Annotated in this window: 16 protein-coding genes; 9 read left to right on the top strand and 7 right to left on the bottom strand. The window is 70.5% G+C overall.

Features of this window, described 5'->3' with window-relative positions; all coding sequences use genetic code 11:
* Nucleotides 1-22: 22 nt before the first annotated feature.
* Nucleotides 23-784: an SDR family NAD(P)-dependent oxidoreductase gene (locus tag OG389_RS22025; RefSeq protein WP_328300187.1), complete on the top strand. Its 762-nt coding sequence runs from the start codon at nucleotides 23-25 to the stop codon at nucleotides 782-784.
* Between the two features lie 19 nt (nucleotides 785-803).
* On the opposite strand, the gene OG389_RS22020 is transcribed toward OG389_RS22025, so the two are convergent.
* The 3 genes from OG389_RS22020 to OG389_RS22010 all read right to left on the bottom strand — a co-directional run bounded on the left by OG389_RS22020 (nucleotide 804) and on the right by OG389_RS22010 (nucleotide 4,056).
* A complete protein-coding gene (locus OG389_RS22020) occupies nucleotides 804-1,553 on the bottom strand; it encodes a polysaccharide deacetylase family protein (RefSeq protein WP_328300186.1) in 750 nt (249 codons plus the stop codon).
* Between the two features lie 56 nt (nucleotides 1,554-1,609).
* On the bottom strand, nucleotides 1,610-2,620 hold the full coding sequence (locus tag OG389_RS22015) for a hypothetical protein (protein WP_328300185.1): 1,011 nt from the start codon (nucleotides 2,618-2,620) through the stop codon (nucleotides 1,610-1,612).
* A gap of 242 nt (nucleotides 2,621-2,862) precedes the next feature.
* Entirely contained in the window at nucleotides 2,863-4,056 is a 1,194-nt protein-coding gene (locus OG389_RS22010; RefSeq protein WP_328300184.1) for an RtcB family protein, read from the bottom strand.
* 172 nt (nucleotides 4,057-4,228) lie between these two features.
* On the opposite strand from OG389_RS22010, the gene OG389_RS22005 reads away from it, so the two are divergent.
* From OG389_RS22005 to OG389_RS21995, 3 genes are all read left to right on the top strand, one after another.
* On the top strand, nucleotides 4,229-5,122 hold the full coding sequence (locus OG389_RS22005; protein ID WP_328300183.1) for a DUF3558 domain-containing protein: 894 nt from the start codon (nucleotides 4,229-4,231) through the stop codon (nucleotides 5,120-5,122).
* A gap of 145 nt (nucleotides 5,123-5,267) precedes the next feature.
* Nucleotides 5,268-6,038, top strand: a complete 771-nt coding sequence (locus OG389_RS22000; protein WP_328300182.1) for a DUF3558 domain-containing protein — start codon at nucleotides 5,268-5,270, stop codon at nucleotides 6,036-6,038.
* 131 nt (nucleotides 6,039-6,169) lie between these two features.
* Nucleotides 6,170-7,729: a DUF2637 domain-containing protein gene (locus OG389_RS21995; RefSeq protein WP_328300181.1), complete on the top strand. Its 1,560-nt coding sequence runs from the start codon at nucleotides 6,170-6,172 to the stop codon at nucleotides 7,727-7,729.
* Nucleotides 7,730-7,809: 80 nt separating this feature from the next.
* Here the strand turns inward: OG389_RS21995 and lysS are convergent, their stop codons facing one another.
* Nucleotides 7,810-9,549, bottom strand: a complete 1,740-nt coding sequence (gene lysS / locus OG389_RS21990; RefSeq protein WP_328300180.1) for a lysine--tRNA ligase — start codon at nucleotides 9,547-9,549, stop codon at nucleotides 7,810-7,812.
* A gap of 192 nt (nucleotides 9,550-9,741) precedes the next feature.
* Between lysS and argS the strand changes: the two genes are divergently transcribed.
* Nucleotides 9,742-11,526 (top strand): arginine--tRNA ligase, encoded by a 1,785-nt coding sequence (argS, locus tag OG389_RS21985; RefSeq protein WP_328300179.1) that lies wholly within the window; start codon nucleotides 9,742-9,744, stop codon nucleotides 11,524-11,526.
* A 70-nt stretch (nucleotides 11,527-11,596) separates the two neighbouring features.
* Here argS and OG389_RS21980 read toward each other — a convergent pair whose 3' ends face one another.
* Nucleotides 11,597-11,758, bottom strand: a complete 162-nt coding sequence (locus OG389_RS21980) for a hypothetical protein (protein WP_328300178.1) — start codon at nucleotides 11,756-11,758, stop codon at nucleotides 11,597-11,599.
* A gap of 227 nt (nucleotides 11,759-11,985) precedes the next feature.
* On the opposite strand from OG389_RS21980, the gene OG389_RS21975 reads away from it, so the two are divergent.
* Both OG389_RS21975 and OG389_RS21970 read left to right on the top strand, forming a co-directional pair.
* Complete coding sequence (locus OG389_RS21975) at nucleotides 11,986-12,780, top strand: VOC family protein (RefSeq protein WP_328303975.1); 795 nt, start codon at nucleotides 11,986-11,988, stop codon at nucleotides 12,778-12,780.
* Nucleotides 12,781-12,878: 98 nt separating this feature from the next.
* Nucleotides 12,879-13,367: a DUF3995 domain-containing protein gene (locus OG389_RS21970; protein ID WP_328300177.1), complete on the top strand. Its 489-nt coding sequence runs from the start codon at nucleotides 12,879-12,881 to the stop codon at nucleotides 13,365-13,367.
* A gap of 33 nt (nucleotides 13,368-13,400) precedes the next feature.
* Here the strand turns inward: OG389_RS21970 and OG389_RS21965 are convergent, their stop codons facing one another.
* On the bottom strand, nucleotides 13,401-13,784 hold the full coding sequence (locus OG389_RS21965) for an ATP-binding protein (protein WP_328300176.1): 384 nt from the start codon (nucleotides 13,782-13,784) through the stop codon (nucleotides 13,401-13,403).
* A 152-nt stretch (nucleotides 13,785-13,936) separates the two neighbouring features.
* On the opposite strand from OG389_RS21965, the gene OG389_RS21960 reads away from it, so the two are divergent.
* Together OG389_RS21960 and OG389_RS21955 are read left to right on the top strand one after the other, a co-directional pair.
* Complete coding sequence (locus OG389_RS21960) at nucleotides 13,937-14,722, top strand: helix-turn-helix domain-containing protein (RefSeq protein ID WP_328300175.1); 786 nt, start codon at nucleotides 13,937-13,939, stop codon at nucleotides 14,720-14,722.
* Entirely contained in the window at nucleotides 14,719-14,964 is a 246-nt protein-coding gene (locus OG389_RS21955; protein WP_328300174.1) for a DUF397 domain-containing protein, read from the top strand. Before OG389_RS21960 ends, OG389_RS21955 begins: the two co-directional genes overlap by 4 nt.
* On the opposite strand, the gene OG389_RS21950 is transcribed toward OG389_RS21955, so the two are convergent.
* Complete coding sequence (locus OG389_RS21950; protein WP_328300173.1) at nucleotides 14,946-15,218, bottom strand: DUF1876 domain-containing protein; 273 nt, start codon at nucleotides 15,216-15,218, stop codon at nucleotides 14,946-14,948. The two genes, OG389_RS21955 and OG389_RS21950, sit on opposite strands and share 19 nt — an antisense overlap.
* Between the last annotated feature and the right edge of the window lie 92 nt (nucleotides 15,219-15,310).

Raw genomic sequence — 15,310 nt, 5'->3', positions numbered from 1 at the left:
TACGAACGCACGAGGAGCCCGCATGAGCACGGCCACCCGAACCGCCGTAGTCACCGGCGCGAGCAGCGGCATCGGCGCGGCCACCGCCCGGCAGCTCGCCGCGGCCGGCTACCACGTCGTCCTCACCGCCCGCCGCAAGGACCGCGTCGAGGCCCTGGCCGCCGAGATCCAGGCCGCCGGCCACGAGGCCACGGCCTACGCCCTCGACGTCACCGACCGCCCCGCCGTCGACGCCCTCGCCGCTTCCCTCCAGCGCTGCGACGTGGTCGTCAACAACGCCGGCGGGGCACTCGGAGCCGAGCCCGTCGCCACCGGCGACCCCGCCGACTGGCGCACGATGTACGAGGTCAACGTCATCGGCACGCTCAACGTCACCCAGGCCCTGCTCCCGGCCCTGACCGCCTCCGGCGACGGCACGGTCGTCGTGCTCTCCTCCACCGCCGGCCACTCCACCTACGAGGGCGGCGCCGGCTACGTGGCCGCCAAGAACGGCGCCCGCATCCTCGCCGAGACCCTCCGCCTGGAGATCGTCGGCCAGCCCGTCCGCGTCATCGAGATCGCCCCGGGCATGGTCAAGACCGAGGAGTTCGCGAAGACCCGCTTCCGCGGCGACGCCGAGAAGGCGGAGAAGGTCTACGCCGGCGTGGCCGAGCCCCTCTCCGCCGACGACGTGGCCGACACCATCACCTGGGCGGTGACCCGTCCCAGCCACGTCAACATCGACCTCCTGGTGGTCCGCCCCCGCGCCCAGGCCTCGAACACGAAGGTCCACCGCGAGCTGTAGCCCGTACCGGCCGGGCCCCTTACTGGACCAGCCCGGCACTCTTCAGGTGCGGCATCAGGGCCGCCGGCTTGAGCCCGGCGGCCTTCGCCGCGTCCAGGGCCCGCTTCAGGTCCGCGCCGAGCGTCGGCGTGAAGTGCAGCAGCACGATGTCACCCGCGTGCAGCTGCGGCGTCGCCGGCGTCTCGCCCCACGTGGTGAAGTCGTACGTCCACGTGATCAGCGCCTTGACCCCGCACGCCTTCGCCGCCAGCCGCACGTCGTCGTTGACGGCCCCGTACGGCGGTCGCAGCAGCTTCGGATCCCGCCCGAAGGTCGCCGCCAGCTGCTCCCCGGCCCCGCACACCTCGGCGTCCTTGCCCGCGGCGTCGAGGGTCGTCAGGTCGGGGTGGTTGACGGTGTGGTTCTCCACGGTCGCCCGCCCCTGGTCGACCAGGTCGGTGAAGTACTGGGTGTCGTACGAGGTCGCGCCCGGCAGCAGGAACAGGGAGACGGGGATCCGCTGGTCGACGAGGGTCCGCGCGACGGCGGGGTCGTGGACCCAGCCGTCGTCGAGGGTGATGAACACGACCTTCTCGGCGGTCGGCACGTGCGAGACGACGGGCGGCAGCCCGACCTTCCGCGCGGCCGAGGCAGCGGCAGCGGCCGAGTCGGAGCCGGCTGCCGGAGCAGCGGCCCCGGCCGCCGGAGCGGCCTCACCGGACCCCACGGCATCGGCGGTCCCCACGGCCCCGAGAGCGAGCGACAACGACGCGAGCGCGGCAAGAAGCACGCGAGATCTCCACATGGCGCACACCTTGGTCTAGACCAACTCCCCGCGTCAATCCCCTAGTAGGGAGTTCCTTCCGCCGAAAGCAGCTCCGCACCACGGGAGTTGACGGTCACCACATCGGCCGGCCCTCGCTCCGGAACCTCGATCACCGCGGTCACCGCCCAGCGCCGGTCCGCGACCTTCCAGTGCCGGGACCCGCCCATCATCCGCTCGGTGTCGCCGCCCTTCTTGAACGCGAACCACTTCGTCCCCGGCTTGCCCTCCGAGTGCTCGGACACCACGTACGTGCAGGTCACCAGCGAGGCACCGCCCGCCAGCCGCACCACCGGCAGGTCCCCGCCCGAGGGCGCGTAGGCGAAGCTGCTCCGCACCAGCCCGTCGACCAGCTCGTCCTTCGCGTTGTACGCGTCGACCACCCCGCTCGCGAGGGGGCCCGGCACGAAGTACTCGCTCTCACGCTCCCCGTCGGGGGCGGTGAAGCTCAAGTAGTCCCCGTACCGCCCACAGGCCTTGCGGTCCTCGCCGGCCCGCGAGGAGAACACGGCACCCGCGACCACGTCCGTACCCGGTGCCGCGATCTCCTTCTCCCGCATCAGGAGGTTCTCGCCCTCCAGGAACCGGGCCGGGGGCGCCCCCGCCTTGACCGGTGCTCCGTACACCCAGGAGGTGGCGGCCGCCTTCCACTCACCGCCCGGCCCGGCCTGCACGAAGTGGTGCACCGCCGTGGCGCGGTCCTCCACATACGCATCGGCCTTGCTGAACACGACGAACGAGCGCGGATACCCCGGCTGTTCGCGCTCCGTCGGGATCACGAAGACGGGGCGGGCGAAGTCGGTGTCCCCGTCCCTGATGATGGAATGCAGGTTCTTGCGCGCGTGCCGCGCCTTGCTCTCCTCCAGCAGCGCCCCGGTCTGGATCTTGGAGATCGCCGCGAAATCGGCCTTCCCCTCGGCCACCGAGTTCGCCCACCCGAAGTTGTTGAACACCTTCTCGGCATCGGCGACGGAAATCACCCGCCGCTCGGGAGCCGCCACCACACCACTCGTGGCACCCGGCTTCCCATCCACCTTCGGGCCCACCCCCGACTTCCCGGACGAACACCCCGCGACAGCCACCGCGACCACGGCCGCCACCCCGGCCACCAGCACCCCCACACCCCGCCGACCAGGCAAAAGACCCATCACGAAAGACCCCCCACAGAACGCACCAACCGGAACGCCGCCGATCACATCACACCCGCGAACACCACGGAAAGGGCCCGGACCGTTCCCGGCCCGGGCCCTTCCGCTCCCCCGCCCACCTGCGGGCGTCAGCCCTTGATGCAGATGACCTGCTTGAGCCTCGCGACGACCTCGACCAGGTCGGTCTGCTGGTCGATGACCTGCTCGATCGACTTGTAGGCACCCGGGATCTCGTCGACGACGCCCGAGTCCTTGCGGCACTCCACGCCCTTGGTCTGTTCCGCCAGGTCCCGCGCCGAGAAGCGCTTCTTCGCGGCCGTCCGACTCATCTTCCGGCCCGCTCCGTGCGAGGCCGAGTTGAAGGACTTCTCGTTGCCGAGACCCTTCACGATGTACGAGCCCGTGCCCATCGAGCCCGGGATGATCCCGTAGTCCCCGCTGCCGGCGCGGATGGCGCCCTTCCGCGTGACCAGCAGGTCCATGCCGTCGTACCGCTCCTCCGCCACGTAGTTGTGGTGGCAGCTGATCTCCCGCTCGAAGGAGACCTTGGCCTTGCGGAACTCCCTGCGGATCACTTCCTTGGACAGGCTCATCATCACGGCGCGGTTGTACTTGGCGTACTCCTGCGCCCAGAAGAGGTCCTCGCGGTAGGCCCGCATCTCGGGCGTGGCCGCGAGGAACACGGCGAGGTCCCGGTCCACCAGCCCCTGGTTGTGCGCGAGTCCGCGAGCCACTCCGATGTGGAAGTCGGCCAGTTCGTTGCCGATGTTCCGGGAACCCGAGTGCAGCATGATCCACACCGAACCGGATGCGTCGAGGCAAAGTTCCCAGAAGTGATTTCCCCCACCCATGGTTCCCAATTGCCGCAAAGCCCGCTCATGGCGGAACTTGACCGCGTCCGCGAGGTAGTCGAAGCGCTTCCACAGATCCTCGTACCCATCCACCGAGAACCCGTACAAGCGGCCCGGATCCACCGCCTCCCGGTGCATCCCCGCCCCCACCGGAATCGCCCGCTCGATCTGCGAGCGCAGTCCCGACAGGTCCCCCGGGAGGTCGTTCGCCGTCAGGGAGGTCTTCACCGCCGACATGCCGCAGCCGATGTCCACGCCCACCGCCGCCGGACAGACCGCGTCCTTCATGGCGATGACCGAGCCGACCGTCGCGCCCTTGCCGTAGTGCACGTCCGGCATGACGGCCAGGCCCTTGATCCACGGGAGGCCGGCCGTGTTCTGCAGCTGGCGCATCGCGCTGTCCTCGACCGACGCCGGGTCGGTCCACATCCGGATCGGAACCTTCGCCCCGGGCACTTCTACATACGACATTTCGGCACCAACACCCCGTTAACCACAGAAAAGCCTCAATACGCAAAAAGCCTCGCTCTTGGCCTCAAATACGACGGGAGGCCGGCGCCGGCACCAGCGTGTGCGATAGACATTGTGTCCATCCGCGCCCGAGCCGCGGCAACGCATTTTTCCCGAAGGGAGCCGGTGGAACGTGCAGCGCAAGTCGGTACGTGGAGTCCTGCCAGCCATCGCGATGCTCGCCGCCCTCACGGCCGGCCTCACCGCGTGCACCGAGGGCGGCGGGGGCGGAACCACCAGCGACGCGAAGGCCGGCGGCAATGCCGGGGCGGTCGCGCAGCCCGGCAAGTACCGCAGCCTGCCCATGCCCTGCAAGGCCGCCGACGCCAAGAAGGTCAAGGCGATGCTGCCGGCCGCCGACTCCCTCGCCCCCGCCGCGCGCGAAGCGCTCTACGCCGGTGTCGCGGACCCCTCGTACGACGCCGACCGGCGCGTCGGCTGCCGCTGGACCGCGCAGACGCCGACCGAGACCCGGCTGCTGTCGGTGGGCTTCGAGCGCGTGGTCTCGTACGACCGGGCCGTCGCGAGCGACGACGACAAGGCACGGCAGGTCTACATCCGCCAGCTCACCAACGCCCATCTTCCCGTCCCCGGACCCGTCACGAGCCCGACGCCGGGTACGGGTGCGAGTGCGACGCCGGGTGCCGGTGCGACGCCGGGTGCCGGTGCGACGACGGCGCCCACCCCGACCCCGACAGCGGCCGCGCCCACGGGTACGAGCGCGAGTCCCGGCGCGCCCGCGAGCGGCAGCCCCTCGCCCTCCGCCTCCTCCGCTCCGCCCGAGCTCGGCTCCCGCGTCCTCGAAGGGCTCGGCAACGAGGCCTTCCTCGACGACAAGCTCGGTCAGGCCGGAGCCACCGCCGTCCAGTCACGCACCGTCCGCATTGTGTTCCGTACCTCGAACGTCATCGTCACCGTCGAGTACAGCGTCCAGCCCGCGCTCCCCGGCGCGGTCCCGCCCAGCACGGAAACCCAGGACAGGGCACGACAGTTGGCGCAGGCCCTCGTGGACCGGTTCAACGAGTAGCCGTGCCCGCCGGGAGGGGGCGCGCGGGCCCCGGGTGACGGCGCGCACAGCGTGCGGGCGCCGGGTCGGGCTACCGTTGCTCGGGTCCCGCGCCCGCAATGGGCCCAATGAGCCCGCACGAAGACCCACAACGTCTGAAGGAATCATGCACCGATCAGCTTCGCGTCTCACCCGCGTCCTCGCCTGCGCAGCCGTTCCGGTAATCCTCACGGTCGCCGGCTGCTCGTCCGACTCGGGCAAGGACTCGGGCACCGGCAGCGGCAACGGCAAGCAGCCCGAAGCGGCCTCGTCCGCGAAGCCGAGCTCCAAGGCCACCGCCGCGCTGGAGAAGGCCGTGTACTCCACGCTGCCGGAGCCGTGCAAGGCGGTCGCCGCGAAGACCATCGAGACGATCGTCCCGAAGGCGAAGGACGCCAACGGTACGGCGGCCAAGTCGAACGACCTCAGCAGCCGCGCCACCTGCACCTGGAACGGCCTGGACGAGGCCGGTCTGAAGGGCTCGCAGTACCGCTGGCTCTCGATCTCCCTGATCCGCTACGACTCCCTCGCCTCGGTCGGCACCGGCAGCAAGCGCGCCGAGGACGAGTACACCAAGCAGGTCGAGAAGGCGAAGGTCGTCGAGGGTGCGGAGAACGTGAAGCCGGAAGCGGCGGGCGGCATCGGCGACCAGGCCACCTCCGTCACCTTCACCACCAAGAAGGACGGTGACTTCGCCAACACGACCGTCATCGCCCGCACGCACAACGTCGTCATCACCCTCGACTACAACGGCACCGCCTACGAGGGCGCGGGCGCCCCCGACCACGCGAAGCTGCTCCAGGACGCCATCGCGGCGACGAAGGAGACCGTGGCCTCGGTCGAGGCGGCCAACCAGCAGAAGCAGCCGGAGCAGCAGCCTTCGCCGTCGAACTCCTAGCGGCCAGGCGTACGCGCGGCGCGTCGGCGGTCCGGGCACCCGGACCGCCGACGTCCGGACCGCCGACATCCGGTCACCCGTACGCGCGTACGCTGTGCCTGCCGTAGCTCGACAAGGGGAGGGGATCGCGGGTGGCCGCGATGCAGCTGACTCGTACGCACCGGATATTGATCGGTGTGGTGGTCGCCGGAGCCGTCGTGATCGCGGGGATCGGATTCGCGGGTTCGTACGCCGCCGTACGCGCCCTCGCGGTGCAGAAGGGCTTCGGCACCTTCTCGCTCGTCTTCCCCATCGGCATCGACATGGGCATCTGCGTCCTGCTCGCGCTGGACCTGCTGCTGACGTGGATCCGTATCCCGTTCCCGCTGCTGCGCCAGACGGCGTGGCTGCTGACGGCGGCGACGATCGCCTTCAACGGCGCGGCGGCCTGGCCCGACCCCCTCGGGGTCGGCATGCACGCCGTGATCCCGATCCTCTTCGTGGTCACCGTCGAGGCGGCCCGCCACGCGGTCGGCCGGATCGCGGACATCACCGCCGACCGGCACATGGAGGGCGTGCGCATCACGCGCTGGCTGCTCTCCCCGCTCCCCACCTTCAAGCTGTGGCGCCGGATGAAGCTGTGGGAACTGCGCTCCTACGAACAGGCCGTCGGCATGGAGCAGGACCGGCTGATCTACCAGGCCCGCCTCCAGGCCCGCTACGGCCGTTTCTGGCGCCGCAAGGCCCCGGTCGGCGCCCTCATGCCGCTGCGTCTGGCCCGCATCGGCGTCCCGCTCTCCCAGACGGCCCCCGAAGGCCTGGCGGCGGCCGGCATCGACCCCCTCCTGCTCCCCCCGGCGGACCCGACGACCCACCCGGCCCTCCCGCCCGGCTCCACGGCCGCCCTCCACACCTCCGCGCAGAACCCGGCCGCCCCGGCCCTCGCGGGAGCGGCGGGCCCACACGTCCTCCCGGCCCAGGGCCAGCCCCAGGCCGGTGTCGCCCCGGCAGGGCCGCAGGCGCAGATGGAGGCGCAGGCACAGGCCCAGCTGCAGGCCCAGGCCTTCGGCCCGGCGGGCGAACCCCTGCCGGCAGGCACCGCCGCACAGCAGGCGGCCTTCGCCGCCGCGGCCGCCGCAACAGCCGGCCCCGGCCCGCACGGCCCCGTCCCCCAGGGCCACCAAAACGCTGCCGCGGAGCCCCCGTTCTGGGACGCCGCGGACGGCGGCGCCGCCCCGCAGGGCCACCCCGACGCCGCCCCCTTCGTGGTGGACCCGACCGCCATGCCCGCCGCCCACAACAGCGCCTGGTTCGCCGCTCCCCGCGCGCCGCAGGCCGCGTACGAGGGCGGCTACAACCCCCAGTACGTCGAGGGCCTGGAGCCGACCCCGGTGATGCCCCCGACCGGCCTGGAGGAGCAGGACCCGGACCAGCGTCAGGAGCTCCCGGTACCGGCTCCCCGGCAGGACGGGGCTCCCCCGGAGGACGCGCCGAGCGCCGACGAGGACGAGAAGTTCGCCGAGGCGGCGTACGAGGTCTTCCGCTCCCACCTGGAGGAGAACGGCGAGGTCCTGACCGCCGAGCAGCTCGACATAGTGCTGGCCGACCGGTACGGCGTGGTGCATCCGCGCAGCGCCTCGCTGATCCGCAAGATCTTCCCGCAGCTCAAGCAGCGCTACCAGACCGAGCTGGAGAACGAGCACATCGCGTAGCCCGATCCCCACGCCCCGGGGAACCGGAAGGGCCCGCACCCCCCAGGGGGTGCGGGCCCTTCCCCGCGTCCGTGCGGAACCTACGCGGCCAGCAGCTTGCGCACCCGCTCCGCCCCCACCGCGAGCAGCAGCGTGGGCAGGCGCGGTCCGGTCTCGCGGGTCACGAGCAGCCGGTACAGCAGTGCGAAGAACGTCCGCTGCGCGACCTTGAGTTCGGGCGTCGGCTTGGCGTCCGGCGCCAGGCCGGCCATCACCTTCGGTACGCCGTAGACGAGCGTGGTCAGCCCGTCGAGCGACCAGTGCGATTCGAGCCCGTCCACGAGCCGCCGCAGCGACTCACGGCCCTCGTCGTCCAGGGACGACAGGAGCTCTACGTCGGCCTCCTCGCGCACCAGCGTCCGCTGGTCGGCGGGGACCTGGGTGGTGATCCAGTTCTCGGCGCGGTCCAGGCGCGGGCGTACCTCGTCGAGCGAGGCCAGCGGCCGCTCGGGCTCGAGGTCGCTCAGGATGCGCAGGGTCTGCTCGTCGTGCCCGGCGGTGATGTCGACGACGGACGCGAGCGTCCGGTACGCCATCGGGCGCGGCGTGCGCGGCAGCTCGTGCGAGGCGACGCGTACGGCGCGGGCGTGCGCGGCGGCGTCGGCGGGCAGCACGGAGCCGTCGGTGACCTTGGCCTCCAGCTTGTCCCACTCGTCGTAGAGCCGCTGGATCTCCTGATCGAAGGCGATCTTGAAGGACTGGTTCGGCTTGCGGCGCGCGTACAGCCAGCGCAGCAGCTGCGGCTCCATGATCTTCAGCGCGTCGGCCGGGGTGGGGACCCCACCCTTGCTGGAGGACATCTTGGCCATGCCGCTGATTCCGACGAACGCGTACATCGGTCCGATCGGCTGCTCGCCGCCGAAGATGCCCACGATCTGCCCGCCGACCTGGAAGGACGAGCCGGGCGAGGAGTGATCCACGCCCGAGGGCTCGAAGATCACGCCCTCGTAGGCCCAGCGCATCGGCCAGTCGACCTTCCAGACCAGCTTGCCGCGGTTGAACTCGCTGAGCTTGACCGTCTCGGTGAACTCGTCCTCGGTGCAGACGTAGGTCATCTCGGTCGTCGTGTCGTCGTAGGACGTCACCTTGGTGAAGTCCTTGCCGCACTCGCCGCAGTACGGCTTGTACGGGAAGTACCCGGCCTCGCCGACGGTGCCGTCGTCCTCGGCGGCGGCGCCCGAGCCCTCGGCGGCCTCCAGCTCGGCCTCGTCGACCTGCTTCTGCTGGGGCTTCTTGCCGCCCGGCTTCTGCTTGGTGCGGTACTGGTCGAGGATCGCGTCGATGTCGGCGCGGTGCTTCATCGCGAACAGCACCTGCTCGCGGTAGACGCCGCTCGTGTACTGCTCGGTCTGGCTGATGGGGTCGTACTCGACGCCCAGCTCGGCCAGGGACTCGACCATGGCGGCCTTGAAGTGCTCGGCCCAGTTCGGGTACGCCGAGCCGGCCGGGGCGGGCACGGCGGTCAGCGGGCGCCCGATGTGCTGGGCGTGGGACTCCTCGGAGACGCCGGGGATGCCCTTGGGCACCTTCCGGTAGCGGTCGTAGTCGTCCCACGAGATCAAGTGGCGGACCTCGTAGCCCCGGCGGCGGACCTCGTCCGCGACCAGGTGCGGGGTCATGACCTCACGGAGGTTGCCCAGGTGGATCGGGCCGGAGGGGGAGAGTCCGGACGCGACGACGACGGCTTTGCCCGGGGCTCGGCGCTCCGCCTCGGCGATGACCTCGTCCGCGAAACGGGAGACCCAGTCGGTCTCGGTGCTGCTGGGGGCGCTCTGAGCCACGACACGTCCTTCTATCTCGAATGCTGGCTGTGGGCCATTCTCCCAGACGGAACGGGAGGCTCCGGGGTTGCTTCCGCCCACTGATATCCCGCGAAGCGCCGGGCCCCCGCGTGGGATACTCGGTCCTTGTCGGAACACCCAAGTGCAAGCTCAAGCACAAGTGCACGCACGACCTCACAGGAACGGCAGCTCATGGCCTCGGTCCCTTCCCTCGCTTCCTCCGTCAACCAGCGCGTCGCCGACGCACTCGCCTCCGCCCTGCCGGATGCCGGTGCGAGCGACCCGCTGCTGCGACGAAGCGACCGGGCCGACTTCCAGGCCAACGGCATCCTGGCGCTCGCGAAGAAGGCCAAGGCCAACCCGCGCGAGCTGGCGACGACCGTGGTCGAGGGCATCGACACCACTGACCTGATCCAGGAGATCGAGGTCTCGGGCCCCGGCTTCCTCAACATCACCATCACCGACCGGGCGATCATCGAGACCCTGGCCGGGCGCGCCGCCGACGACCGTCTCGGCGTGCCGCTCGCCGCGCGGCCGGGTACGACGGTGATCGACTACGCGCAGCCGAACGTCGCCAAGGAGATGCACGTCGGGCACCTGCGCTCGGCGGTCATCGGCGCGGCGATGGTGGAGATCCTCGAATTCACCGGCGAGAAGGTTGTCCGTCGCCACCACATCGGCGACTGGGGCACCCAGTTCGGCATGCTCATCCAGTTCCTGATGGAGCACCCGCACGAGCTGGACCACAAGTCGCCCGACGGCGCGGAGGTCGCGGAGGTCTCCGGCGAGGAGGCGATGTCCAACCTGAACCGCCTGTACAAGGCCTCGCGCACCCTCTTCGACTCCGACGAGGAGTTCAAGACGCGCGCCCGGGCCCGGGTGGTGGACCTGCAGGCCGGCGAGCCGCAGACCCTCGCCCTCTGGCAGCGGTTCGTGGACGAGTCGAAGATCTACTTCTACTCCGTCTTCAACAAGCTGGACATGGACATCCAGGACCCCGACGTCATCGGCGAGTCCGGCTACAACGACATGCTCGCCGAGACCTGCAAACTGCTGGAGGACTCGGGCGTCGCCGTCCGCTCCAACGGCGCGCTCTGCGTCTTCTTCGACGACGTCAAGGGTCCGGACGGCAACCCGACCCCGCTGATCGTCCAGAAGTCCGACGGCGGTTTCGGCTACGCCGCGACCGACCTCTCGGCGATCCGTGACCGCGTGGGCGTGCTGGGCGCCTCGACCCTGCTGTACGTGGTGGACGCGCGGCAGTCCCTGCACTTCAAGATGGTCTTCGAGACGGCCCGCCGGGCCGGCTGGCTGAACGAGGACACCAAGGCCGTGCAGCTGGCCTTCGGCACCGTGCTGGGCAAGGACGGCAAGCCGTTCAAGACCCGTGAGGGCGAGACGGTGCGGCTGGTGGACCTGCTGGACGAGGCCGTGGCGCGGGCGACCGCCGTGGTCCGCGACAAGGCGGAGAAGGTCGGTCTGACCGAGGCGGAGATCGTCGAGAACGGCCAGTACGTGGGCATCGGCGCCGTGAAGTACGCGGACCTGTCCACCTCGGCCGCGCGTGACTACAAGTTCGACCTGGACCAGATGGTCTCCCTGACCGGCGACACGTCCGTGTACCTCCAGTACGCGTACGCCCGTATCGGCTCGATCCTGCGCCGGGCCGGTGACCGCAAGCCGGTCGCGCACCCGGAGCTGGAGCTGGCCCCCGCCGAGCGCGCGCTCGGCCTGCACCTGGACCACTTCGGCGAACTGCTCGGTGAGGCGGCCGCGGAGTACGCCCCGCACAAGGTGGCGGCGTACCTCTACCAGCTGTCCTCGCTGTTCGCGACGTTCTACGAGCAGTGCCCGGTCGTGAAGCCGGAGCCGGAGCTCGTCGTCGGCGAGAACCGCCTGTTCCTCTGCGACCTGACCGCCCGAACCCTCTCCAAGGGCATGTCCCTCCTCGGCATCCGGACGCCCGAGAAGCTCTGACCTTCTGCGCGACGGCCCGGCACGGAAAGCCCCGCTGCGGCGGGGCTTTCCGCTGCGGCGGGGCCTGTCGTCAGACTCCCCGGTGGCGGCCGAGCAGCGCGTGCGCGACTTCCACATCGAGCAGGTAGGGAGCGGCGAGCCGTTCGCCGAGCACCCGCTCACGCACCGCCTCGCCCACCGGACCCGCATCGGCGACCAGCATGACGACGGCGCTCGCGTCGATCGCGATCATTCGCGCCGCCGTCCCGCATCGAGGTCGTCGATGACTTCGTCCACGCTCAGATCGGCCGACACCCGAGAACGGATCCGTGAATTCCGCAGCAATCGCGAACCCTCGGGCAGTGCACCGGGGAGCCGGGCCACGCAGTCACCCGTACGGCCCGGTTCGGGCCGCACGGCCCGGGTAGGGGACCGGCCGTCCAACCCCCCGCCCACTCCCCGGAGGCATCCGTGCCCGACATGAACGGCCCCTACAAGCCCGGCACCCCGTGCTGGATCGACCTGATGGTCCCCGACCAGCAGGCGGCCATCGACTTCTACGCCGACCTCTTCGGCTGGCAGGGCGAGGTCGGCCCGCCCGAGACCGGCGGGTACGCCGTCTGCACCCTCAAGGGCAAGCCGGTCGCCGGAATCATGAAGGCGATGAACCCGGACGGCAGCACCCCCGATCCGATGCCGCCGACCGTGTGGACCACGTACCTGGCCACCGAAGGCATCGACGGCACCCTCAAGGCCGTCACCGACGCGGGCGGCACCGTCCTGATGGGCCCGATGGACGTCATGGACCTCGGCAAGATGGCCGTCCTCGCCGACCCGACCGGAGCCGTCGTCGGCCTGTGGCAGGCCGGCACCTTCGACGGCGCGGGCATCGTCAACGAGCACGGCGCCCTCATCTGGAACGAGCTGGGCACCGGCGACCTCCCCGCCGCCCGCGCCTTCTACAGCTCCATCCTGCCGGTCACCACGGCCGTGTCCAAGATGCCGGACGCCGGGGAATACCACGAGTTCCAGGTCAGCGGCCGCGCGGTGGCCGGGATGATGGACCTGCGCAACCACCCGAAGGGCACCCCGCCGCACTGGATCCCCTACTTCAGCGTCGACGACGTGGACGAGATCCAGGCCGCCGCCGTACGCGCCGGAGCCTCCGTCGCGGCCCCGGCCTTCGAGATGGCCGCCGGCCGCATGGCCGTACTGGCCGACCCGCAGGGCGCGGTCTTCTCGGTGATCAAGGCGAAGCCGGGACTCGACGCCTGACCGGGCCGCCACCCGAGTGACGGGGCTCACAGGGAACGTTCCCTCTGCGAGCCCCCTCCTCTCCGTGCCGAAGCGTTTCAGCACCGAGGGGGCACACCATGAACGAACTGCGCGACAGGACCCGGCTGCGCACCGGGCGTGCGCTGGCCGCACTGCTCACCGCCGACGGGCTGGTCCACCTGTACTGGGCCACCGGCCTGACCTGGCCCGCCCCCGACGAGCGGACGCTGTCCCTCGCCGTGCTCGGCACCGAGGTGTCCTTCGGGCCGCCCGTGGTCCTGCCACTCGCCGCGCTCACCCTGACCGGGGCCGCGGCCGTGCTCGCGCACACGCACGGCCTCGGCGGCCCGGCCACCCGCCGGGCCACCCGCCTGGTGACCGCCGCCGTCGCCGCCGGCCTGGCCGTACGGGGCCTCGCGGGCCTGGGCTGGGCCACCGGCCTCCTCGACAGCCCACCGGACGGCCCCTTCCGCACCCTCAACCTCGCCCTCTACACCCCCGCCTGCCTCGCCTTCGGCTGGGCGGCGGGCAGGCTGGCGGGGGGCCGGCGGGTGGGGGCTCGACTGGCGGGGGATTCGTCGCCCTGATGCGGAGCGGTCGATCGTGCTGATGCGGACCGGTCAGCGGAACTCGCACCAGACGACCTTGCCCGGCACCCGGGGCAGTACGCCCCAGGCGTCGGCGAGGGCGTCCACGATCAACAGCCCCCGCCCGGGCGGCCGGTCCGCGATCCGCGAGAGCCCGGGCCCACTGTCGTGCACCTCGGCGCGGACGGTCCCGTCGTAGGCGAGCAGCCGCAGCAGATAGCCGCGCCCGCGCGGGACTCCGTGGCGCAGCGCGTTGGTCGCCAGCTCGCTCACGCAGAGCAACAGATCGTCCTGCCGGTCGCCCCTCCCCCACACTTCCAAGGTGTCACGTGTGAAGTGGCGCGCGGCTGCGACGGTTTGGGGATTTCGCAGGTAGAGCCGCTCACTCAGGAGGGCGGCTTGAGTATGCAGATTCACCGGACGATCGTCGCGTTACGTGACTACCGTGCGACTGAGCGCCAACCCGTACTCAGTGATGAGTACGGGTTGGCACGGGGTAGTGGAGCCGCGAAGGTGGGGAGTTCGCTGTCATGCCACCGAGGAAACGCGCACGGCCGAACGCGACGACCATGAAGATGGTCGGCAAGCAGGTGGCCGCCGCCCGGATCGCCAAGAACCTGACGCAGAAACAGCTCGGCGAGCTGGTCAACCTGGATGCGGAGACCATCGCGTCGATCGAGCAGGGGCGGCGGGCGCTGATGCCGAATGTCGCGGAGTTGATGGATCAGGTGCTGGGGTTGCCGGGGTTGTTGGCGGTGGCGGCACACGGGATGCCCCTCGTGGACACGACTGCTCCGTGGGCGGAGGAGTACCTGGACCTGGAAAAGAGCGCCATTGCGCTCTCCTGGTACGAGTCCATGCGCATCCCTGGGCTCCTCCAGACCGAAAACTACGCGCGGGCATTGTTCCGCAACCGCGTACCGGCCCATCCTGATGAGGAGGTCGAAGCCCTGACCGTCGGCCGCATAGCCCGACAGGCCATCCTGCGCCGCAAAGCCCCGCCGAGCCTCAGCTTCATCCTCTGGGAAGCCGCGTTCCAGGTCCGGATCGGCGGCGAAGACGTCCACCTGGAGCAGTTGCACCACCTGCTCTCGTGGATGGACCTCCCGGACATCACGCTGCAGGTTCTGCCCTTCGGGCAGACCACTCACGCAGGCCTCAACGGCCCGTTCATCCTTCTGGAGACCCCGGATCACCAGCACCTCGGATACTCCGAGACCCAGCGCGGCAGCCTACTGATCTCCAACCCGGATGAGGTCAGCATCCTTTCCCGCCGGTATGCGATGCTGCGGACTCAGGCCCTCAACACCGAGCAGACTCGAGGCCTGTTGAGACGCTTGGCAGGAGAGACATGAGCGCCACGACCGCACTGAAGTGGTTCAAGTCCAGCTACAGCGGTGACGACGGTGATGCCTGCCTGGAAGTCGCGGTCGCCTGGCGGAAGTCCAGCTACAGCAGCGACGAGGGCGACGCCTGCGTCGAGGTCGCCATCCGCCCCCACACCGTCCACGTGCGGGACTCGAAGGTCCCGCACGGGCCCGTACTCGACCTGACCCCCGCCGCCTGGGCGGGGCTGGCTCAGTGGGTCAGCGGATAGGAGTGCCGGCCCGTCGCCGCGTCGATCTCGGTGTGGGCCTTCTGCAGCATCTGGGACGCGATGTCCATCAGCGCCCGCGCGCCGGCGATCTCTTCTCCAACCTTGAGCTGATCCGGGTCTGAGGGATGACGCATGGCATAGCCGTGCGTCCGGATCTCGGAGCCGTCCCCGAGCCTGACCAGGGCCGCCGCACTGGTGCGGTGGCCTTCCTCGGTGAATTCGAGCTCCACATGCCACCCAACGAGTGTGGACATGGTGCACCACCTCCAGGGGTTCACCCTGTCTCCAGGGTGCGCCTGAGCGGGATACGACGCGACTCGGAGTGGGGGGTGCCTGTGCTGCGGGT

Origin of the sequence: Streptomyces sp. NBC_00435, from assembly GCF_036014235.1 — a bacterium.
Classification (GTDB): Bacteria; Actinomycetota; Actinomycetes; order Streptomycetales; family Streptomycetaceae; genus Streptomyces.
Note: the sequence above shows the minus strand (reverse complement) of the source record. Positions and strands in the feature narration are given on the sequence as shown.